General features: G+C 63.9%; 21 protein-coding genes. 11 read left to right on the top strand and 10 right to left on the bottom strand.

Annotated features, from left to right (window positions below):
* The first annotated feature begins 65 nt into the window (after positions 1–65).
* Complete coding sequence (locus L1P09_RS21230; protein ID WP_235768073.1) at positions 66–890, top strand: 5-methyltetrahydropteroyltriglutamate--homocysteine methyltransferase; 825 nt, start codon at positions 66–68, stop codon at positions 888–890.
* Between the two features lie 135 nt (positions 891–1,025).
* On the opposite strand, the gene L1P09_RS21225 is transcribed toward L1P09_RS21230, so the two are convergent.
* Positions 1,026–2,204, bottom strand: a complete 1,179-nt coding sequence (locus L1P09_RS21225; protein WP_235768072.1) for an acetyl-CoA C-acetyltransferase — start codon at positions 2,202–2,204, stop codon at positions 1,026–1,028.
* 251 nt (positions 2,205–2,455) lie between these two features.
* Here L1P09_RS21225 and fabV point away from each other — a divergent pair, with 251 nt between their 5' ends.
* On the top strand, positions 2,456–3,667 hold the full coding sequence (fabV, locus tag L1P09_RS21220) for an enoyl-ACP reductase FabV (protein WP_029886896.1): 1,212 nt from the start codon (positions 2,456–2,458) through the stop codon (positions 3,665–3,667).
* A gap of 118 nt (positions 3,668–3,785) precedes the next feature.
* Here fabV and L1P09_RS21215 read toward each other — a convergent pair whose 3' ends face one another.
* The 4 genes from L1P09_RS21215 to L1P09_RS21200 are packed head-to-tail and all read right to left on the bottom strand — an operon-like array spanning position 3,786 to position 5,756.
* Positions 3,786–4,127, bottom strand: coding sequence for a HopJ type III effector protein (locus L1P09_RS21215; protein ID WP_054906046.1), 342 nt, complete (start codon positions 4,125–4,127; stop codon positions 3,786–3,788).
* Positions 4,120–4,416: a DUF1244 domain-containing protein gene (locus L1P09_RS21210; protein ID WP_009682662.1), complete on the bottom strand. Its 297-nt coding sequence runs from the start codon at positions 4,414–4,416 to the stop codon at positions 4,120–4,122. Before L1P09_RS21210 ends, L1P09_RS21215 begins: the two co-directional genes overlap by 8 nt.
* 8 nt (positions 4,417–4,424) lie before the next feature.
* Complete coding sequence (gene folM / locus L1P09_RS21205) at positions 4,425–5,162, bottom strand: dihydromonapterin reductase (RefSeq protein ID WP_009682663.1); 738 nt, start codon at positions 5,160–5,162, stop codon at positions 4,425–4,427.
* A 33-nt stretch (positions 5,163–5,195) separates the two neighbouring features.
* Entirely contained in the window at positions 5,196–5,756 is a 561-nt protein-coding gene (locus L1P09_RS21200; RefSeq protein ID WP_054906047.1) for a hypothetical protein, read from the bottom strand.
* Between the two features lie 215 nt (positions 5,757–5,971).
* On the opposite strand from L1P09_RS21200, the gene L1P09_RS21195 reads away from it, so the two are divergent.
* On the top strand, positions 5,972–6,907 hold the full coding sequence (locus tag L1P09_RS21195; protein ID WP_192440952.1) for a MerR family transcriptional regulator: 936 nt from the start codon (positions 5,972–5,974) through the stop codon (positions 6,905–6,907).
* On the opposite strand, the gene L1P09_RS21190 is transcribed toward L1P09_RS21195, so the two are convergent.
* Together L1P09_RS21190 and L1P09_RS21185 are read right to left on the bottom strand one after the other, a co-directional pair.
* The gene (locus L1P09_RS21190; protein ID WP_192440950.1) at positions 6,892–7,509 is read right to left on the bottom strand and encodes a hypothetical protein; all 618 of its coding nucleotides are present in this window, start codon (positions 7,507–7,509) and stop codon (positions 6,892–6,894) included. The genes L1P09_RS21195 and L1P09_RS21190 overlap by 16 nt on opposite strands.
* Positions 7,510–7,568: 59 nt before the next feature.
* A complete protein-coding gene (locus L1P09_RS21185) occupies positions 7,569–7,997 on the bottom strand; it encodes a PAS domain S-box protein (RefSeq protein WP_009682668.1) in 429 nt (142 codons plus the stop codon).
* A gap of 127 nt (positions 7,998–8,124) precedes the next feature.
* Here L1P09_RS21185 and L1P09_RS21180 point away from each other — a divergent pair, with 127 nt between their 5' ends.
* Positions 8,125–8,580 (top strand): flavodoxin, encoded by a 456-nt coding sequence (locus L1P09_RS21180; RefSeq protein WP_009682669.1) that lies wholly within the window; start codon positions 8,125–8,127, stop codon positions 8,578–8,580.
* 69 nt (positions 8,581–8,649) lie between these two features.
* On the opposite strand, the gene L1P09_RS21175 is transcribed toward L1P09_RS21180, so the two are convergent.
* Entirely contained in the window at positions 8,650–9,546 is an 897-nt protein-coding gene (locus L1P09_RS21175) for a LysR family transcriptional regulator (protein WP_029886899.1), read from the bottom strand.
* Positions 9,547–9,642: 96 nt separating this feature from the next.
* On the opposite strand from L1P09_RS21175, the gene L1P09_RS21170 reads away from it, so the two are divergent.
* The 4 genes from L1P09_RS21170 (at position 9,643) to L1P09_RS21155 (ending at position 12,813) form a co-directional block, all read left to right on the top strand.
* Positions 9,643–10,029, top strand: coding sequence for a CidA/LrgA family protein (locus tag L1P09_RS21170; RefSeq protein WP_009682672.1), 387 nt, complete (start codon positions 9,643–9,645; stop codon positions 10,027–10,029).
* Positions 10,019–10,705, top strand: coding sequence for an LrgB family protein (locus L1P09_RS21165; protein ID WP_054906051.1), 687 nt, complete (start codon positions 10,019–10,021; stop codon positions 10,703–10,705). The genes L1P09_RS21170 and L1P09_RS21165 overlap by 11 nt, the downstream gene beginning before the upstream one ends.
* A gap of 176 nt (positions 10,706–10,881) precedes the next feature.
* Positions 10,882–11,787, top strand: a complete 906-nt coding sequence (locus L1P09_RS21160) for an alpha/beta fold hydrolase (protein WP_054913570.1) — start codon at positions 10,882–10,884, stop codon at positions 11,785–11,787.
* A 114-nt stretch (positions 11,788–11,901) separates the two neighbouring features.
* Positions 11,902–12,813 carry an SDR family oxidoreductase gene (locus L1P09_RS21155; protein WP_009682675.1) on the top strand — a complete coding sequence of 304 codons (912 nt, stop codon included), beginning with the start codon at positions 11,902–11,904 and terminating at the stop codon, positions 12,811–12,813.
* 793 nt (positions 12,814–13,606) lie between these two features.
* On the opposite strand, the gene L1P09_RS21150 is transcribed toward L1P09_RS21155, so the two are convergent.
* The gene (locus L1P09_RS21150; protein ID WP_009682676.1) at positions 13,607–14,389 is read right to left on the bottom strand and encodes an IclR family transcriptional regulator; all 783 of its coding nucleotides are present in this window, start codon (positions 14,387–14,389) and stop codon (positions 13,607–13,609) included.
* 173 nt (positions 14,390–14,562) lie between these two features.
* Between L1P09_RS21150 and hmgA the strand changes: the two genes are divergently transcribed.
* The 3 genes from hmgA to maiA are packed head-to-tail and all read left to right on the top strand — an operon-like array spanning position 14,563 to position 17,804.
* Positions 14,563–15,864: a homogentisate 1,2-dioxygenase gene (hmgA, locus tag L1P09_RS21145; RefSeq protein WP_192440947.1), complete on the top strand. Its 1,302-nt coding sequence runs from the start codon at positions 14,563–14,565 to the stop codon at positions 15,862–15,864.
* A 3-nt stretch (positions 15,865–15,867) separates the two neighbouring features.
* Positions 15,868–17,160: a fumarylacetoacetase gene (gene fahA / locus L1P09_RS21140; protein WP_235768071.1), complete on the top strand. Its 1,293-nt coding sequence runs from the start codon at positions 15,868–15,870 to the stop codon at positions 17,158–17,160.
* A gap of 11 nt (positions 17,161–17,171) precedes the next feature.
* On the top strand, positions 17,172–17,804 hold the full coding sequence (gene maiA / locus L1P09_RS21135; RefSeq protein WP_054906055.1) for a maleylacetoacetate isomerase: 633 nt from the start codon (positions 17,172–17,174) through the stop codon (positions 17,802–17,804).
* Here the strand turns inward: maiA and L1P09_RS21130 are convergent.
* Positions 17,798–18,604, bottom strand: coding sequence for a SirB1 family protein (locus tag L1P09_RS21130; RefSeq protein WP_054906056.1), 807 nt, complete (start codon positions 18,602–18,604; stop codon positions 17,798–17,800). The two genes, maiA and L1P09_RS21130, sit on opposite strands and share 7 nt — an antisense overlap.
* Positions 18,605–18,619 lie beyond the last annotated feature (15 nt).

Raw genomic sequence — 18,619 nt, 5'->3', positions numbered from 1 at the left:
TTGTCTCAACCCCACGATCCACTGGAAAATCCCCTCATCAATTTGAGCATGCTGAGGGGCGACACATGGCACTGGCACACAACCTGGGCTTTCCACACATTGGCGGCGACCGCGAACTGCGGGCCCGCCATTGGCAAGTGCAGAAAGACGCCGGTATCGAACTGCTGCCCGTCGGTGAAACCGGCCAATGTGGTCACCTGCCGGGTACCGATGACCAGCCATTTGCCCTCAACTGGGAACCCTTGTTCGAAGAGGTGGAGCATGCCAACGCGCTGGGCCATGCCATCAAGCCTGTCGTGATTGGCCCGTTGACCTACCTGTGGCAGGGCCAGGCCCGCAACGCCGACTTCGACAAGCTGGAACTGCTCGATCGCCTGCTGCCCTTGTATGATCAGGCCCTCAACCGCTTGGCTGCGCTGGGCGCCGAATGGGTCCAGATCGACGAACCGATCCTCGCCCACGACCTGCCCCAGGACTGGAAAAACGCCTTCGAGCGCGTCTACAACATCCTGCAGCGTGCACCGTTGAAGAAGTTGATTGCCACGTACGCCGGTGGCCTGGATGGCAACCTTGGCCTGGCCGCCAACCTGCCAGTCGATGGCCTGCACATCGATCTGGTGCAGGCGCCCGCACAGTATCAGGCCATCCTTGACCGCCTGCCGGCCTACAAAGTGCTGTCGCTGGGGCTGGTTGATGGCCGCGATGGCGCGCCTTGCGAACTGGACAATGCCCTGGGGCTGTTGCAAGACGCCCATGAGCGCCTGGGGGCGCGGCTGTGGCTGGCGCCGGCCTGTTCGTTGGCGCATGGCACCGTAGAGGTGGCTGTGCAGAAGTGCCGCGAAGTGGCTGCGCTGGCCGCCTCGCTGGAGCAGTACCGAGTCGCGGCTTGATCATCTGCTGCTTGTGCCGGCCTGTTCGCGGGCTTGCCCGCTCCCTCAGGTACAGCGCATGTATTGAAACCTGCACTACCCTGTGGGAGCGGGCAAGCCCGCGAACAGGCCGGGCCTGCTCAACTCAAACGCCGCTCAACGTTCGATAGCCAGTGCAACACCTTGGCCACCGCCAATGCACAAGGTCGCCAGGCCTTTGTGGGCATCGCGCTTGATCATCTCGTGCAACAAGGTCACCAACACCCGGCAGCCGGACGCACCAATCGGGTGGCCCAGGGCAATCGCCCCACCGTTCACATTGACCCGTGCCGCATTCCACTCCAGCGCCTTGCCCACGGCCAGTGCCTGTGCAGCAAAGGCTTCGTTGGCTTCGATCAGGTCCAGTTCGCTCAGCTGCCAGCCGGCCTTGTCCAGGCAGCGCCGCGTTGCCGCAACCGGGCCGATGCCCATGATCGCCGGGTCTACCCCGGCACTGGCATAAGCGGCGATCTTCGCCAGCACCGGCAGGCCCAGGGCCTCGGCTTTGGTGGCGCTCATCAGCAGCACGGCGGCAGCGCCGTCGTTCAGGCTGGAGGCATTGCCAGCGGTGACGCTACCGTCTTTCTTGAACGCTGCGCGCAGCTTGCCCAGCGACTCGGCAGTGGTGTCCGGGCGCGGCTGCTCATCACGGGCGAACACTTTCGGCTCGCCCTTCTTCTGCGGCAGCACGACAGGGGTGATCTCCGCATCGAAGCGGCCGGCCTCGATGGCAGCGAGTGCCTTGCGTTGCGACTCGGCGGCAAAGGCATCCTGCTGTTCACGGCTGAGGCCGTACTCGTCCACCAGATTTTCGGCAGTGATGCCCATGTGGTAGTCGTTGAAGGCATCCCACAGGCCATCGGTGATCATGCTGTCGATCAGCTGGCCATGGCCCATGCGCTGGCCGGTGCGGGCCGAGGGCATCACATAGGGGGCCAGGCTCATGTTCTCCTGGCCACCGGCAATCACCACCTCGGCGTCACCGCAGCGGATGGCCTGGGCCGCCAGGTGCAGGGCTTTCAGGCCCGAGCCGCACACCTTGTTCAGGGTCAGCGCCGGTACGCTGAAGGGCAGGCCGGCCTTGATCGCGGCCTGGCGCGCCGGGTTCTGCCCGGCGCCGGCGGTCAGCACCTGGCCAAGGATGACTTCGTCGACCTGCGCCGGGTCCAGCCCGGTCTGCTCCAGCAGGCGCTTGATCACGGCGGCGCCGAGGTCAACCGCAGGCATGCTGGCCAGGGCACCCTGGAAGCTGCCAATGGCGGTACGGGTTGCGGCGACGATGACCACGTCGTTCATGTTGTTGTTCTCCGTGCGGTGGGCGTAAGGCTTCAAGCATCGGTGCCCTGGGCTCATTTGTTAAGTTTGTTTTTCTTCGAGATTGATGTGAAAAGCAAATGAATGGCCGCGCAGCGGTCCACCCCGGTTTTGCATCGCCCGGATCACCCCGTAATATGTGTCGGATAACCTGCGGGGGTAGTCTCACCCTCTGATCAACAGGAAACGCCCATGTGGCGCTTCCCCAGCATAAACCTGACGAGGTACAGACATTGGCCATCATTCATCCTAAGGTTCGCGGTTTCATCTGCACCACGACTCACCCGAAGGGCTGCGAGCTCAACGTCCGTGACCAGATCGAAGCCACCCGCAAGCTGGGCGTGCGCGAGGATGGTCCGAAGAAGGTCCTGGTCATCGGTGCTTCCAGTGGCTATGGCCTGGCAGCACGCATTACTGCAGCGTTCGGCTTCAAGGCTGACACCCTGGGCGTATTCTTCGAAAAGCCAGGCACCGAAACCAAGGCCGGCACCGCTGGCTGGTATAACGCTGCGGCTTTCGACAAGTTCGCCAAGGCAGAGGGCCTGTACAGCAAGTCGATCAACGGTGACGCCTTCTCCGACGAAGCCCGCGCCAAGGTCATCGAGCTGATCAAGAACGAAATGGGTGGCAAGGTCGACCTGGTCATCTACTCGCTGGCCTCGCCGGTGCGCAAGCTGCCGCAGACCGGTGAAGTGATCCGCTCGGCACTCAAGCCGATCGGCCAGCCGTACAAGTCGACTGCCATCGACACCAACAAGGACACCATCATCGAGGCCAGCATCGAGCCGGCCACCGAGCAGGAAATCGCCGACACCGTTACCGTCATGGGTGGCCAGGACTGGCAACTGTGGATCGACGCCCTGGCGGGCGCCGACGTACTGGCCGAGGGTGCGCGTACCGTGGCCTTCAGCTACATCGGCACCGAGATCACCTGGCCAATCTACTGGCACGGCGCCCTGGGCCAGGCCAAGCAGGACCTGGATGAAACCGCGCTGCGCCTGGACAAGAAGCTGGCCGCTGAAGTGAAGGGCGGCGCCAACGTGGCGGTGTTGAAGTCGGTGGTGACCCAGGCCAGCTCGGCCATTCCGGTGATGCCGCTGTACCTGTCGATGGTCTTCAAGATCATGCAGGAAAAGGGTGTGCACGAGGGTACCCAGGACCAACTGGACCGCATGTTCCGCGACCGCATGTACCGTGCCGATGGCGCCCCGGCCGAAGTGGACGAGAAGGCCCGCCTGCGCCTGGACGACTGGGAACTGCGCGACGACGTGCAGGATGCCTGCAAGGCCATGTGGCCGCAGGTGACCACCGAGAACCTGTTCCAGCTGACCGACTACGCCGGTTACAAGAAGCAGTTCCTCAACCTGTTCGGCTTTGAGCGCGCTGACGTCAACTACGACGAAGATGTAGCCACCGATGTGAAGTTCGACTGCGTCGAGCTGTAATTTCACACCGTGCTGGCCTCATCGCTGGCACGCCAGCTCCCATTTCGACAGCGGTGCCTTCAAGGCCTGTGTCGGGGCTGGCTTGCCGGCGATGGGCTGCAAAGCAGCCCCGGCAATCTCAAGCCTTGCGCGACAGTGGCGGCGCAGCAAACGTCACACCGGCCAGGCCGTGCTTGATCAGCGCCCGGATATTGCCATGGTCACTGCCCTCAGGCGTGGCCAGCACATCCCGGTAGTGCTCGCCGAAAGCTAGCAACGCTTCCTGATCGCTCAGCCCTTCAAGCACGGCCAGGCCCAAGGTTTTGCACGAACCTTCGTTCTGCCCGGCGGCATTCTCGACACCCCCATTGTTGAACGCCTGCGGCTGATAGTTGTAGTGCTCGGCAATGAACGCCAGGGTGTCGGCAAAGGCATGTTGGCCGCTGGCCAGGCTGGCGCGCAGGGTATCTAGATCAGTCACGAGGTTTTCCTTTTTCGAACGCCGCTTGCTGCTCGGCGCTGGCTTCTTTCTGGTATTGGGCTTTCCACTGGGCATAAGGCATGCCGTACACCGCTTCGCGGGCGTCATCCAGGCTCAGGTCGAGCTCACGCTCGTCAGCCGCAGCCTTGTACCACTTGGACAGGCAGTTGCGGCAGAAGCCGGACAGGTTCATCAGGTCGATGTTCTGCACGTCGGTGCGTTTCTGCAAATGGTCGACCAGGCGCCGGAACGCGGCGGCTTCGAGTTCAAGCTGTTGCTGTGGGGTCATGTGGGCTCTCACGTCATGCGGTTCTTCAGGTGGCGGCCACCATTGATGACCACCTGGCTGCCGGTGCTGTACTGGCTGGCGAGCAGGTACTTGACCGTCTCGATCAGTGGCCCGGCGCCGGGTTCGAACTCCAGCAGGGCCTTTTTCAAGGTGTGCTGGCGGTAGGCTTCGTCACCCCCTTCCTTGAGGATCAGCAGCCCGGGAAGGATACCGTTCACATGCACCTTGGGCGCATATTTTTCGGCGAACGACAGCACCATGTTCTGCAGCGCGGCCTTGGTGGCGGCATAGCCAATGTGGCTCTTGCTGCCGCGCGAGGAGGTTTCGTCGCAGATGTGAATGATGTCGGCCTTGTCCTGCTTGGCCAGCATTTCGCCCAAGGCCAGGTTGAGGTGGTAGGGCGCCTCTACATGCAGGCGGAACATGGTCTCGAGGTTGTCCAGGCCATCGTCCAGCCACAACGACGCGTTATGGATGATGGCGCGCAGGCCGTCGTAATGCTCGACCAGGTAGTCGATCAGCGCCTGGCGGTCGTCTGCCCGGCACAGGTCTGCCTGGAACTGCACGATGTTCGGGTGGGCCGCCTGTGGCTGTACGGTACGGCTGGCACTGACCACCGTATGGCCGGCCTGTGCCAGTTCAAGGGCCAGGGCCAGCCCGACGCGCTGGCTGGCTCCGGTAACGAGAATTGGGCTGTTCATGTTCGGGGCGGTCAACTTGTCTGTCCTGTGGTTGCCGCCCAGCATACCCGAACTGTTTGCCCGTTGTACGGCCTGGCCTCAGCGGCTGCGCAGGGCGCTCGCGGTGGCCGAAGAGGGCTGTAGCCAACCGGCCAGCAGGCGGGTGGACAACGGGATGAACAGGTACACCATCAGTGGCGTGAGGGCCAGGGTGCTGAGCAGTACCCGTGGTACCAGGTCGAGTGCGGCCAGCCAGTGGCCGAACGCCGTGTTGAACGCCAACGACACCGGGAAGAACGCCAGCCAGATGGCCACGGCCTGTTTCCAGCGCGGCGGTTTCTGCACCGCACTGGCGCCAAACCAGTCGTCAATGCCACTGACGCGCGCCTCTTTGGGGCGCTCGAACAGGCCATTGCCGCGCTGCAACCAGGCCCGCCGCGAGGCCGAATGCTCCCAGGCATGCAGGGTGGGCTCATCGCTGAAGCGGAAAATGATCTGGAACTCGTCGCCATCGTGGGGTGGGGCGAGAATGCCCGAGCCCAGGTAGCCGGGGAAGTCAGTGGCCAGCTGTTCGCCCTCATGCAGCCAGGCCAACAGGTCCTGGTAGCGGCCATGTGCGGCGCGGCGCGACACCATCAGGGTAACGGGTGGGGTAGACATTGTGTATCTCCTGGCAACGGGGCTGGCGGGTAGCCGGCCCCTTGGCTGCGTGGCCCGGGGTGGTGGGCAACGCAGGCAGACATGCAAGAATCGGGCGCGGATTATCGCGCAGTTGTGCTGTGTGGCAACTGTCTGCCGGCAAATGGTCGCAACCTGTGCCCGGCGCTGTCGTAGTAGACTAGGCCCTCTATTCCAGCACACAGGATGCCGTGCAGATGAGCGAACTGGGACGCAAGCCGGGGGCCGATGCGAGTTTCGAGCAGCAAGTGCTGTTTCCGATCCGTGAAGTGTCCCGCCTGACTGGCGTCAATGCGGTGACCCTGCGCGCCTGGGAGCGCCGTTACGGTCTGATCCAGCCCATCCGCACCGACAGCGGCCACCGCCTGTATTCCCAGGAGGACGTCGACGATATCCGCAATATCCTCGGCTGGCTGGAGCGCGGCGTGGCGGTCAGCAAGGTGGGCAGCATCCTTGCCCGCAGCCAGGCGCTTGCCGGGCAGGCCACGCGCGCAGTGGACAACTCGCTAGGCTGGCAGCAGCAGGTGCGCTTGGCAGTGCAACGCTTTGACCTGCCAGGGCTGGGCCGCCTTTATGAGGAGGTGTTTGCCGCCAGCACGCTCGATCAGGTTTTCGCCGATGTTTTCATGCCGGTGTGGCACGACCTGGCCGTGCGCCATGGCGGCTACGGCCAGACCAGCGAGTGGCTGTTTTTTGACCAGTTTTTGCGCGGGCGGGTGTTCACGCGTTTGCAGCTGGCGGCCGCGCCGCGTCGCCACAACGTGCTGCTGGTGCCCTTGCCGGGGCAATGCCATGAGCTTGAACTGCTGGTCACCAGCCTGCTGCTGGGCAGTGACGAGGTTGGCGTGACGCCGTTGGTGTGTGGGCAGCCCCTGCAAGAGCTGGCGCTGGTCTGCGAACGCATGAAACCAGACGCCCTCGTGCTGTTTTCCCACCAGCCGCTCACTGCAGAGGTCAGCCGCTATCTGAAGCGGCTGGCGTCGGTGCTGGGCTGCGCGTTATTGCTGGCGGGAGAGGCAACGGACCAGGCCAGCGGCGGCCTGGCGGGCAGCCCCCTGGTTTGCCTGGGGGCACAGGGCGGGATGATGCGTCAGCGTCTGCGCCAGTGCCTGGCAGGTCAGCTGGACACCTGAGTGTGCAGTTCGGGGTGGGCGCGGCAATGGGCCTGCAGGATGTAGTCGCGCAGGCGTTCGATTTCTTCCGCTGGGCTTTGGCCAAGGTCGTACGCTGCCAGGTCCGGGCCAATAAGCCGGCCCAGCACACCCTGCAGTTCGATCGGCTGGATGTTGCCGGGGGCGAAGCGCAGGTCGAAATGTGCCGGCGCGCTTGGCAGGCCACGCAGCTCCACCAGCACGCCTTTGAAGGAAATTTCCCGTACCCACAGCCCGCCAGGCGCGCCATGGCCGTCGAGCAGGGCGCTGGGCTGCTCCAGCGACAGGCGCCATGGCCGCAGCATGGGGCCGTCCTCGTAGATTTCCGGGGAGCCGACTTGCAGGTGCAAAGCGTGGAATTCATCTTCCACCAGTTGCAGCGGGAAGCTGATTTGCTGGTTGTTGAATTGCGCCTGCAAGGTCACTTGTTCATTGGCCACCAAGCGGGTGAGCAAGCTCTGGATGCGGCGGTCGCCATTGACCTGCAGGCTCGACATCGAGTCGGCCAGGTTCAGGTTGGGCGAATGCTGCATGCTCTGAATGAAATCCAGCTCGTCCTGAGTAAGAAGGGCGTCTGCTTGCATGATCGAACTCGGTGGTGGCGATTTCTTCAACGTAGTTGACCGTAACCGGGGGGCTTGGTTCAGGTGCGTTCGTCGGCTTTCAGACGAGCGCGCAGTTCGGCCAGCTCTCGCTCCATTTCCACCTGGCGGGTGACGTCCTTCTGAATGCCGATGAAGTAGGTACGTCGCTCGGCGTCGTTCCTTACCGCCGTGATCGACAGCTCGTTCCAGAAGGCAGTGCCATCCTTGCGGTAGTTGCGCATCACTTCCCGGCACGGGCGGCGTTCGGCCAAGGCTTTGCGAATGCGCGCACGCGCGAGCTGGTCACGGTCGTCAGCCTGCAGGAAGCGGCAATCCTGGTAGAGTATTTCGTCCCGGCTGTAGCCGGTCAGGCGTTCGAACGCGGCGTTGACGTAAATGAGGATGGTGTCGTCGCCTTCCTGTTCGGCAACCACGATACCGTCATGGGATGCGTCAACCATCGATTGCAGCAGTTTTGCGTTGATCATGTTCAGGCCATGCGGCAGGCAGTAAAAACGGACGCGCTGTAGCAGGCGGCTTTGGCAGAGGCGGCCTTTTGCCAGCGGTGAATGCTAGTATCCTACGTTTTCACTCAGTTTCGGAATCCTCTACCCGATGAAAGTCGCCATTATTTCCGGATCGGTCTATGGCACCGCCGAAGAAGTCGCCCGTCATGCAGAAACGAAGCTCAAGGCCGCCGGCTACCAAGCCTGGCACGCCGCACGTGCCACTTTGCAGGACCTTGAAGGTTTTGCCCCGCAGGCCCTGCTGGCCGTGACATCGACTACCGGTATGGGTGAGCTGCCGGACAACCTGATGCCCTTGTACAGCAGCCTGCGTGACAGCCTGCCAGCGGCCTTCCGTGGCCTGCCGGGTGCAGTGATTGCGCTGGGCGATTCCAGCTATGGCGATACCTACTGCGGGGGTGGCGAACAGCTGCGCGAGCTGTTTGCCGAGCTGGGCGTGCGCGAGGTGCAGCCGATGCTGCAACTGGATGCCAGCGAGACGGTGACCCCGGAAACGGATGCCGAGCCGTGGCTGGCCGAGTTGGCTGATGCCTTGAAAGGCTGACGGTCAGGTTCAGCAATTATGGGCCTGCCGCAGGGAGTGTCCGGGCAGACCTGCCAGCCAGACCCCGATTCATGCCTCGCTGCCGGGTACCGGCCACTCGCGCAGCAGCGCCAACCACGCTTGCGCGGCCCGCGACAAATACGCGCCACGCCGCCAGATGAAGGCAATGTCCCAGCGCAGGTCCCCCGGTGAGCGCAGGGGCATACGCACCACACCAGGGCGTTCCAGGGCTTTTGCCACCACCCGGGGCAGCAGCACCACGCCCTGGCCTGCCGCGACCAACGCTGCCAGGAAATCCGCCTGGCCACTGCGCCCGCCTTCCGTCGGGGTGAAGCCCTGCTGCTGGCAGGCTTTCACCAACCGGTCATTGAGCACGAAACTGCGCTGGTAGAGCAGGAACGGCGTTGCGGCCAATTGCTTCAGGTGCACCCCGCCCAGGCCTGCCAACGCATGCCCCGCCGGTAGCAGGGCATCCAGCGGCTCATTGCAGAACGGCTGGTATTCGAACCCGTCGTCGCTGGGCGTAAGGCTGCCACCGAGCTCCAGCTCGCCACTTCTGACGGCCTGCTCGATGCTGCGGCTGCCACCCTCAACCAACTGGATGGCGATGTTCGGGTGGCGCCGCCGGTATTCGGCGAACAAACCGGCGAACAGCGCATCGCTGCCCAGCATCGGCAAGCCCAGGCGCAGTTCGCCACGCTCCATCTGGCTCAGATCGTCCAATTCGTTGAGCAGCGCCTGGCGTTGGCGCAGCAGGGCCTCGCCGCGCTCAAGCACGATGCGCCCGGCGGCGGTCAGGTGCAGGTGTGATGCCTGGCGTTCCAGCAGCGGCTGGCCCACATCTTGCTCAAGCTGCGCCACTTGCTTGCTGACGGCCGACTGACTGATGTGCAGGGTCTGTGCGGCTTGGGTAAAGCCGCCTCGGTGCACCACTTCGATAAAGCTGCGCAGCTGTTTGAATTCCATGTGCCAATTCCATTATGGAATGGTAGCAAGTCTAACAATTCGCTTCTGGCCTAGGCAGCCAAAACTTAAAATGAGGGCCTGTCGAGGAACACCGCCATGAAACCCGCGTTACTGAAAAAACTGCTGCGCCTGCTTGCCGAGCTGGCCACCCTGTATGCCCTGTTTGCACTCGGTGGCCAACTGGCCACTTGGCTGGGCTGGCCTATTCCCGGCGGGGTCATGGGCCTGGCGCTGTTGTTGCTGTTGTTCGCCGTGGGGGCACTGAAGCCAGCCATGCTGCAACTGGGCGCCGGTTGGTTGATGGCCGAAATGCTGCTGTTCTTCATTCCTGCACTGATGAGCCTGCTGGACTATGGCGCGCTGATCCGGGACGAGGGCTGGCGCATCCTGCTGGTGATCGCCGTGAGCACGCTGATGGTGATGGTGGTGACGGCCCTGACCGTCGAACTTGTGTGCCGCTGGAGCATGCGCCATGAGCCTTGAACCCATGCCGTTGTTCTGGCTGGCGCTGACGTTGCTGGCTTACCTGGGCAGCCGCTGGCTGTACCGGCGCAGCAAGCGCTACCTGCTGTCGCCGCTGATTCTGGTGCCGGTGTTGCTGCTGGCGGTGGCTGTGCCGCTGCACACCGCCTATGCCGAGTACGCGCGCAATACCCACTGGCTGATGGGCGTGCTCGGCCCGGTGACCGTGGCCTTTGCCGTGCCGATCTGGCAGCAGCGGGCCATGCTTGCCCGGCATTGGCCGGCGTTGCTGGTCGGCATGCTGGCGGGCAGCAGTGCGTCCATCGCCAGTTCCTGGGGGTTGGCGCACCTGCTGGCGCTGGACAGTGCGACCAGCCTATCGCTGGTGCCGCGTTCCATCACCACGCCCTTTGCCATGCCCTTGGCCCATGACCTGGGCGGTGTGCCCGAGCTGACGGCGGTGTTCGTGATGTTCACCGGGGTGCTCGGTGCCATGTTCGGTGGCGTGCTGCTGCGTTGGTTGCCGCTGCGCACGCCGTTGGCCCGGGGGGCATTGTTCGGCGTGGGCGCGCACGGTGCCGGGGTCAGCCGGGCCCAGGAAGTGGGCCGCGAGGAAGGCTCGGTGGCCGGCCTGGTCATGGTCCTGACCGGGCTGCTGAACCTGTTCGCTGCACCGCTGCTGGCCATGTTGCTCTGACCGTTCGTGCCACTGACTCGCTCAGTCATCAAGCTGGCTGGCAACGCAAGTTCCACCCCTGGTAGGGCTGGCTAGACTCACCCTCGACATAGAGAGCACATGAAAGTGCCGAGGTGACATGCAATGACCGCAGCCTTGCCCTATCCAGTCCACACCACTTAACCGGGTTACTTCTGATGCCTTTGGCCGAAATTCCATTGTGCGTCTGGCGTACCCGGGGACAGAGCTTCACATTCCGGGGCCAGAGCATCCGCTACTGGACCGCAGGGCAAGGAGAGCCCCTGCTTCTTTTACACGGCTTCCCCACCGCCAGTTGGGACTGGCATTACCTGTGGGGGCCTTTGACGCAACGCTTTCGGGTGATTGCCTGCGACATGCTCGGCTTTGGCGATTCGGCCAAACCGGTCGACCACGCCTACAGCCTGATCGAGCAAGCCGACCTGCAGCAGGCGCTGCTCGCCCACTTGCAGGTGGACCAACCGGTGCACCTGCTGGCTCACGACTATGGCGGCAGCGTCGCTCAGGAGTTGCTGGCGCGGCACCATGAGCAGCGCGCCGAGGTAGCCAGCTGCGTATTTCTCAACAGTGGCCTGTTCGCCGAAAGCTGTCACCTGCTCCTGATCCAGAAATTGCTGCTGAGCCGTTTCGGCTGGCTGGTGGGTCGCTCCTTCGGGCGTGACGACCTGGTGCGCAACATGACCCAGGTCCATGGCCCCTGCACCCACCCGAGCGAGAGTGCCCTGGACGACTTCTGGAGCCTGATCGCCGCCAACCGCGGTACGCGCGTGCTGCATAAACTGGTGGGCTACCTGCTGGAGCGCCGCCTGCACCGTGAGCGCTGGGTTGCGGCCATGCAGTGCCCAGGTGTGCCCCTGCGGCTGATCAACGGCATGGTCGACCCATTGTCCGGCGCGCACATGCTTGAGCGTTACCGGCAACTGGTGCCACAGCCAGACACCGTGCAACTGCAGGGTATAGGCCACTACCCGCACACCGAGGCACCGGTGCAGGTGCTGCGGCATTACCTGGCCTTTCGTGAGCAACCGCTGAGTTTTTGCCAGGCGAAAGTGGCGTGGTCCTGAGCGGGCCTCATGGCCCGGCGTTATTACCAGGCATTCAGCCTGCGTGAGCTTGATTGTCTGCTTGCCGCCGGCGGCAGACACTCGGCTGACCTGAACCTGCCTGGAGCCCTCGGCATGAGCGAGCCTGTTCTTCTGCAAGATCGTGTGGTGATCGTTACCGGCGCCGGTGGCGGCCTGGGCCGTGCCCACGCGCTGCTGTTCGCCGCGCGCGGGGCCAAGGTGGTGGTCAACGACCTCGGCGGTTCCACCCACGGGGAGGGCGCCAGCGCCAGCGCTGCCGACCGGGTGGTGCAGGAGATTCGCGCCGCCGGGGGCAGTGCGGTTGCCAACCATGACTCGGTCAGCCAGGGTGCCCGCATTGTCGAGCAGGCCCTGGACAGCTATGGCCGCGTCGATGTCGTGGTGAACAACGCCGGCATCCTGCGTGACAAGACCTTCCACAAGATGGACGACAGCGACTGGGAGCAGGTTTACCAGGTGCATGTCGAAGGCGCCTACAAAGTTACCCGCGCGGCCTGGCCACACCTGCGTGAGCAGAACTGGGGGCGGGTGATATTCACGGCATCCACCTCTGGTATCTACGGTAATTTTGGCCAGGCCAATTACGGCATGGCCAAACTGGGCCTGTACGGGCTTACCCGTACCTTGGCCATCGAAGGGCGCAAGCACGGTATCCTGGTCAACGCCATTGCCCCAACCGGCGGTACGCGCATGACGGAAGGGCTGATTCCCCCGCAGGTGTTCGAACGGCTCAAGCCGGAGTTGGTCAGCCCCTTGGTGGTGTACCTGGGCAGCGAGCAGTGCCAGGGCAGCGGCGAGCTGTTCGAGGTGGGCGGGGGCTGGATCGGCAAGGTGCGCTGGGAGCGTAGCCTGGGGGTGGGTTTCGACCCGCGCGAAGGCTTCACGCCCGAGCAGGTCGCGCAGCAGTGGGAGCACATTGGTGATTTCGAAGGGGCAGTGCACCCGCAGGACAGCTTGCAGGCGCTGCAGCAGATGATGGCCAACCTGCAGAAATACCCGCTGTAAGGCCGCTTGTGTCTTGGGAGAGGATTAGCATCTGGAGTGAGAGCGGTGAATGACAAGCTGAATGCCGCAGGTGCCTAGAGCACGAGTATGAGCAGAAGCTGTCATTCACCGTTCCACTTTGGCGAGAGCCCGAACAGTTGGATGCGGCTCTGATCTCGAATCACAAGCGTGGGCCAAGCCAAAGTCCTCTCACCGCTTCTTGGATATCGATGTTTCCAGTCTTTCACTCGATGCGCTGGTGCGGCCACAGGGCATTAAAATTCATCCTCAGGGTGCCACTCAATGCGATGCTCAGGACTGGCGAGCCTTGGCTGGATCTGGTGTTGCCTCAGCCGAAGAGGGTGTAGATCAACAGCCAAAATGCAGGACTCGAAGATCACACGGTTCCTGTGGGAGCGGGCGTGCCCGCGAACACCGGCGCAGCCGGTGCCAGACACCGCGTCGCCTGCTTCGCGGGCAAGCCCGCTCCCACAATGAATCGCGCAGGCTTTTCAAATTTTGGGAAAGACAGTTGCTCCTACAGGTTGAGGTGTCGCGTGGCCCTGAGGCTTTGCCGGTGTCCGCGGGCGTCATTATTCAGCGCAAAAAAAAGCCGCTGCAAGCCGCAGCGGCCAATCGAGACGTTAGATCAAGGAGCTTCAAAATCTACGTCAGTGCACCTCGCAGGCCTGAAAGGCGGGGGGGAGAGCCCTTCATGCCGGCCAGTGAGTAAAGAATAAGCGCTTGATCCCGTAGGAAAAATAGCCGCTTATGACATTCACCTTTACGTTTCGGGCAACAGTTGCGCAACTGTTCAAGCCGCGGGCGAGTAGCCCATTCGCCAGCTGGTTTCCCGCGTTGCCGCCAGCAACCGCTGTGCCGCCGGGCCATGCTCGTCGGCATGGAAGATCGATGTAGGCCCGACCACGGTCATCACCGCCGCAACCTGCCCCAGGGCATTGAATACCGGGGCCGACAATGCATCCACGCCCGGCATCAACAAGCCGTGTACATGGTGCAGGCCACGTTCGCGTATGCCGGCCAGTAGCGCTTGATAATCGTCGGCAGAGTGCTGCAGGGCGGCCAGTTCACGATCACGCAGGTCCACCGTTTCCCGCTCGGGCAGGTAGGCAGCGAACACCAACCCGGTCGATGAGCTGAGCAGCGGCAGCACCGAACCGATCTGCGTCACCACGGTCACCGCCCGCACCGCGGGCTCGATGCTGACCACGGTCGCGCCCTGGTTACCCCATACGGCGATGAAGCAGCTTTCGTTCAGTTCGTCGCGCAGTTGCGACAGGGGCAATGCAGCAATTTTCAGCACGTCGATGCTGCCCAGCGCCGCCAGCCCCACCCGCAATGCCTCACGCCCCAGGCCGTAATGGTTGGTGGCAGCATCCTGTTCGGCAAACCCGCTGGCGATCAATGCCTGCAGGTAGCGGTGCACCTTGCTCGCCGGCATCTGCACATGCTCGGCCAGGCGTGACAACGAGGTGGAAGGGGCCAATTCAGCCAAGGCCTTGAGGATGTCGGTGCCGACCTCCGCAGAGCGGACTTTCTGCTTGCCGTTGTCGGCGGTGGTACTGGCTTTGGCCATGGACAGCTGCTTCCGGATTCTTCAGTCGGGCCTTTATAGCTTGACGCCATGCGTGGAGCAAATTACGTTATTCGTAATCTGATTACGATAAAAACAATGCAGACCCGCTGCCGCCCACCCCAGGGCCTGCAGCCAACTGCCCGCAACGGCTCGGCCAGAGCCCGGAGGCACCGATGAATCGCGATCCATCACCCGACCTTCACTACCTCAGCGGCTTCGGCAACGAGTTTGCCAGCGAAGCGCTGCCCGGTGCCTTGCCGGTCGGGCAGAACTCGCCGCAGCAGGCGCCCTACGGGCTGTACGCCGAACTGCTGTCCGGCACGGCGTTCACCATGGCCCGCAGCGAGCTGCGGCGGACCTGGTTGTACCGTATCCGCCCCTCTGCCTTGCACCCACGTTTCGAGCGCCTGGCGCGCCAACCGCTTCAGGGCCCGCTGGGGGGCATCAACCCCAATCGCCTGCGCTGGAGCCCCCAGCCGATTCCCGCCGAACCCACCGACTTCATCGAAGGCTGGCTGCCGATGGTGGCCAACGCCACGGCAGACAAACCGAGCGGCGTGAGCATCTACATCTATCGCGCCAACCGCTCCATGGAACGGGTGTTCTTCAACGCCGATGGCGAACTGTTGCTGGTGCCGGAACAGGGTCGCCTGCGCATTGCCACGGAGCTGGGCGTGCTGCAGGTCGAGCCGCTGGAGATTGCGGTGATCCCGCGTGGCATGAAGTTCCGTGTCGAGTTGCTCGACGGCCAGGCCCGCGGCTACATCGCCGAAAACCACGGCGCCCCCTTGCGCCTCCCGGACTTGGGCCCGATCGGCAGCAATGGCCTGGCCAACCCGCGGGATTTCCTCACCCCGGTGGCGCACTACGAAGAAACCACCGGCCCGCAGCAGCTGGTGCAGAAGTTTCTGGGTGAGCACTGGGCCTGCGAACTGCAGCATTCGCCGCTGGACGTGGTTGCCTGGCATGGCAGCAACGTGCCGTACAAGTACGACCTGCGCCGCTTCAACACGTTGGGTACGGTCAGTTTCGACCACCCGGACCCGTCGATCTTCACCGTGCTGACTTCGCCCACCAGCGTGCATGGCCTGGCCAACATGGACTTCGTGATCTTCCCGCCGCGCTGGATGGTGGCCGAGAACACCTTCCGCCCACCGTGGTTCCACCGCAACCTGATGAACGAGTTCATGGGCCTGATCCAGGGTGCCTACGATGCCAAGGCCGAGGGCTTCCTGCCGGGTGGGGCGTCGTTGCACGGGGTGATGAGCGCCCATGGGCCCGATGCCGAAACCTGCGAAAAAGCCATTGCCGCCGAGTTGGCCCCGCACAAGGTCGACAACACCATGGCGTTCATGTTCGAGACCAGCCAGGTGCTGCGCCCGAGCGTGCAAGCGCTGCAATGCCCGCAATTGCAGGCCGACTACGATAGTTGCTGGGCCACCTTGCCGAGCACCTTCAACCCGAACCGGAGATAACCCATGAACCACACTGCCATTGCCCGTAGCTGGGTCGAGCACGCCAACGGGCACAGCGACTTCCCGCTGCAGAACCTGCCAATGGGCATCTTCAGCCGGCCAGGTGAAGCCAAGCGCTGTGGCGTGGCCATTGGCGACGCAATCCTCGACCTGGAGGCGGTGCTGGCCGCCGGCCTGTTCGACGGCGCAGCCAAGGCTGCCGTCGAGGCGACCCGGGGTGGGGCACTGAACGCATTCTTCGCATTGGGGCGCAGCGCGCGGGTGGCCCTGCGCGAACGCTTGCAGGCATTGCTGGGTGAACACAGCGAACACCAGGCGGCGCTGAAGCCGGCCCTGCTCAACGCCGGCGACTGCCAGTTGCACGTACCGGCGCAGATCGGTGACTACACCGACTTCTACGTGGGTATCGAGCACGCCAAGAACGTCGGCAAGCTGTTCCGCCCCGACAACCCGTTGCTGCCCAACTACAAGTACGTGCCGATCGGTTATCACGGCCGTGCCTCGACCATCCGCCCCTCGGGTACCGAGGTGCGCCGGCCAAAGGGGCAGACCTTGCCGGCCGGGCACACCGAGCCCAGCTTTGGCCCCTGTGCGCGCCTGGACTACGAACTGGAACTGGGTATCTGGGTAGGCCAGGGCAACGCCATGGGTGAAGCGATTGCGGTAGGTGATGCTGCCGAACACGTGGCCGGCCTGTGCCTGCTCAACGACTGGTCGGCGCGCGACATCCAGGCCTGGGAATACCAGCCGCTGGGGCCGTTCTTGTCGAAAAGCTTCATTACCAGTATTTCGCCGTGGGTGGTCACCGCCGAGGCGCTGGCGCCGTTCCGCTGCGCCCAGCCGGCCCGGCCGCAAGGCGACCCGCAGCCACTGCCGTACCTGCTGGACGAGCGCGACCAGGCTGCGGGCGCGTTCGATATCGAGCTGGAAGTGCTGTTGCTGACCGCGCGCATGCGTGAGCAGGGCCTTGCCCCGCACCGCCTGACCTTGAGCAACACCCGCAGCATGTACTGGACCGTGGCCCAACTGGTTGCCCACCACAGCGTCAACGGCTGCCAGTTGCAGCCGGGCGACCTGTTCGGCTCGGGCACCCTCTCCGGTGCCACCCCTGGCTCGTACGGCAGCCTGCTGGAAATCACCGAAGGCGGCAAACTGCCGGTGGAGCTGGCCAGTGGCGAGGTGCGCAAGTTCCTCGAAGACGGTGACGAGATCATCCTGCGCGCCCGCTGCCAGCGTGACGGCGTGGCCAGCATCGGCTTCGGCGAATGCCGTGGCACGGTAGTCGCGGCCAACTGAGGGGGCAGGGCATGGAGCTGTACACCTATTACCGTTCCACCTCGTCGTACCGGGTGCGCATCGCGCTGGCACTCAAGGGCCTGGCCTACCAGGCCTTGCCGGTGAACCTGCTGCAAGGTGAACAGCGTGGCGCCGGCTACAGGGCCGTCAACCCGCAGGGCCGCGTGCCAGCCTTGCGCAATGACGGCGGTGAAGTGCTGGTGCAGTCGCCGGCGATCATCGAGTACCTGGAAGAGGTGTACCCACAGCCCGCCCTGCTGCCGGCCAATGCCGAGCGGCGGGCCAAGGTGCGCGGTGTGGCGGCGATCATCGGTTGCGACATTCACCCGCTGCACAATGTCAGCGTGCTGAACCGGCTGCGCCAGGGCGGTCAGGACGAGGCCCAGGTGAACGACTGGATCGCACACTGGATCAGCCAGGGGCTGGCGGCCGTGGAACAGTTGATTGGCGATGAGGGTTTCTGTTTTGGCGATACCCCGGGCCTGGCCGATGTGTACCTGATTCCGCAGTTGTACGCGGCTGAGCGTTTCGCTGTCGACCTTGGCGGTTGCCCGCGCATTCAACGGGTTGCCGCACTGGCAGCCGCGCACCCGGCATTCGCCCAGGCCCACCCGGCCCGGCAGCCGGACACCCCGGCTCAGTGAAGTGAGCGGTTCGCCGCCGGAAGCTTGCCGATGCGCTCGCACAGCTTCAGGCGCTGGACCGGGTCTTCCGTCAGCAGCAGGGCATGCTCCAGGTCGTAGCGTTCGGCTTGGGGGCAGTCCAGGTGTTGGTAAAGCGAGGCGCGGGTCATGTAGTCCGCGACCTGCACCGGCCCTAATTGCATGACCCGTTCGGCGTCGATCAACGCCGCCAGGTGGTTGTCATTGCTGATATGCAGTTGGCGCAGGTTGCGCGACAGGCGCTGCAGCATCTGCTGCGCGCTGGCGGTGCGCAGGTGCTCTGCCGTCAGCGGGAGGTCGGGGCCAAACTGGCGTGCCAGCAGCTCGCGACAGTCGCTGGGGTACAGGCGCCTGCCGCCACAGGGGTCGAGCAGGTGGTCGGCACCCGGCACGCGCAACAGGAAGTGCCCGGGAAAACCCACGCCCTCCAGCGGTATGCACAAACGCCTGGCCAGCTCGAGGGCGAGGATGGCCAGGGCCAGCGGTTGGCCTCGGCGGCGTTGCAGCACCTTGTCCAGCATGGCGGCATGTGGCCGCAACGGCAGGTATTCGTCTTGCACAAACCCCAGTGCATTCAGTTGGCGCAGCAGAGGCTGTGCCAGTTCACTCAACGGTAGCATGGGCAGGTGGGCACTGATTTCGCGCTGCAGGTCGTGCACGGTGGCAAGGCTGGCGGCAGGCGCGACGTTAGGGTCGTGCTCGGCGGCAACCCACAATGCGGCTTCCAGCAGGGCGACGGGCTCGCGTTCCAGGCAGGCCAGGCAGGCTTGACGTGGGTTCATGGGGCTTCTCCACAC

The organism is Pseudomonas juntendi (assembly GCF_021560075.1).
Lineage (GTDB): Bacteria > Pseudomonadota > Gammaproteobacteria > Pseudomonadales > Pseudomonadaceae > Aquipseudomonas > Aquipseudomonas juntendi.
The sequence above is the reverse complement of the archived record's forward strand: the minus strand, read 5'-3'. Positions and strand labels throughout refer to the sequence as shown.

What these genes read in the sequence shown, in the direction of transcription:
- L1P09_RS21230 (WP_235768073.1), top strand. Translation starts at nt 66, where the DNA reads ATGGCACTGGCACACAACCTGGGCTTTCCACACATTGGCGGCGACCGC.
- L1P09_RS21225 (WP_235768072.1), bottom strand. Translation starts at nt 2,204, where the DNA reads ATGAACGACGTGGTCATCGTCGCCGCAACCCGTACCGCCATTGGCAGC.
- L1P09_RS21210 (WP_009682662.1), bottom strand. Translation starts at nt 4,416, where the DNA reads ATGACCCCACAGCAACAGCTTGAACTCGAAGCCGCCGCGTTCCGGCGC.
- folM (WP_009682663.1), bottom strand. Translation starts at nt 5,162, where the DNA reads ATGCTGGGCGGCAACCACAGGACAGACAAGTTGACCGCCCCGAACATG.
- L1P09_RS21200 (WP_054906047.1), bottom strand. Translation starts at nt 5,756, where the DNA reads ATGTCTACCCCACCCGTTACCCTGATGGTGTCGCGCCGCGCCGCACAT.
- L1P09_RS21195 (WP_192440952.1), top strand. Translation starts at nt 5,972, where the DNA reads ATGAGCGAACTGGGACGCAAGCCGGGGGCCGATGCGAGTTTCGAGCAG.
- L1P09_RS21190 (WP_192440950.1), bottom strand. Translation starts at nt 7,509, where the DNA reads ATGCAAGCAGACGCCCTTCTTACTCAGGACGAGCTGGATTTCATTCAG.
- L1P09_RS21185 (WP_009682668.1), bottom strand. Translation starts at nt 7,997, where the DNA reads ATGATCAACGCAAAACTGCTGCAATCGATGGTTGACGCATCCCATGAC.
- L1P09_RS21180 (WP_009682669.1), top strand. Translation starts at nt 8,125, where the DNA reads ATGAAAGTCGCCATTATTTCCGGATCGGTCTATGGCACCGCCGAAGAA.
- L1P09_RS21175 (WP_029886899.1), bottom strand. Translation starts at nt 9,546, where the DNA reads ATGGAATTCAAACAGCTGCGCAGCTTTATCGAAGTGGTGCACCGAGGC.
- L1P09_RS21170 (WP_009682672.1), top strand. Translation starts at nt 9,643, where the DNA reads ATGAAACCCGCGTTACTGAAAAAACTGCTGCGCCTGCTTGCCGAGCTG.
- L1P09_RS21165 (WP_054906051.1), top strand. Translation starts at nt 10,019, where the DNA reads ATGAGCCTTGAACCCATGCCGTTGTTCTGGCTGGCGCTGACGTTGCTG.
- L1P09_RS21160 (WP_054913570.1), top strand. Translation starts at nt 10,882, where the DNA reads ATGCCTTTGGCCGAAATTCCATTGTGCGTCTGGCGTACCCGGGGACAG.
- L1P09_RS21155 (WP_009682675.1), top strand. Translation starts at nt 11,902, where the DNA reads ATGAGCGAGCCTGTTCTTCTGCAAGATCGTGTGGTGATCGTTACCGGC.
- L1P09_RS21150 (WP_009682676.1), bottom strand. Translation starts at nt 14,389, where the DNA reads ATGGCCAAAGCCAGTACCACCGCCGACAACGGCAAGCAGAAAGTCCGC.
- hmgA (WP_192440947.1), top strand. Translation starts at nt 14,563, where the DNA reads ATGAATCGCGATCCATCACCCGACCTTCACTACCTCAGCGGCTTCGGC.
- fahA (WP_235768071.1), top strand. Translation starts at nt 15,868, where the DNA reads ATGAACCACACTGCCATTGCCCGTAGCTGGGTCGAGCACGCCAACGGG.
- maiA (WP_054906055.1), top strand. Translation starts at nt 17,172, where the DNA reads ATGGAGCTGTACACCTATTACCGTTCCACCTCGTCGTACCGGGTGCGC.
- L1P09_RS21130 (WP_054906056.1), bottom strand. Translation starts at nt 18,604, where the DNA reads ATGAACCCACGTCAAGCCTGCCTGGCCTGCCTGGAACGCGAGCCCGTC.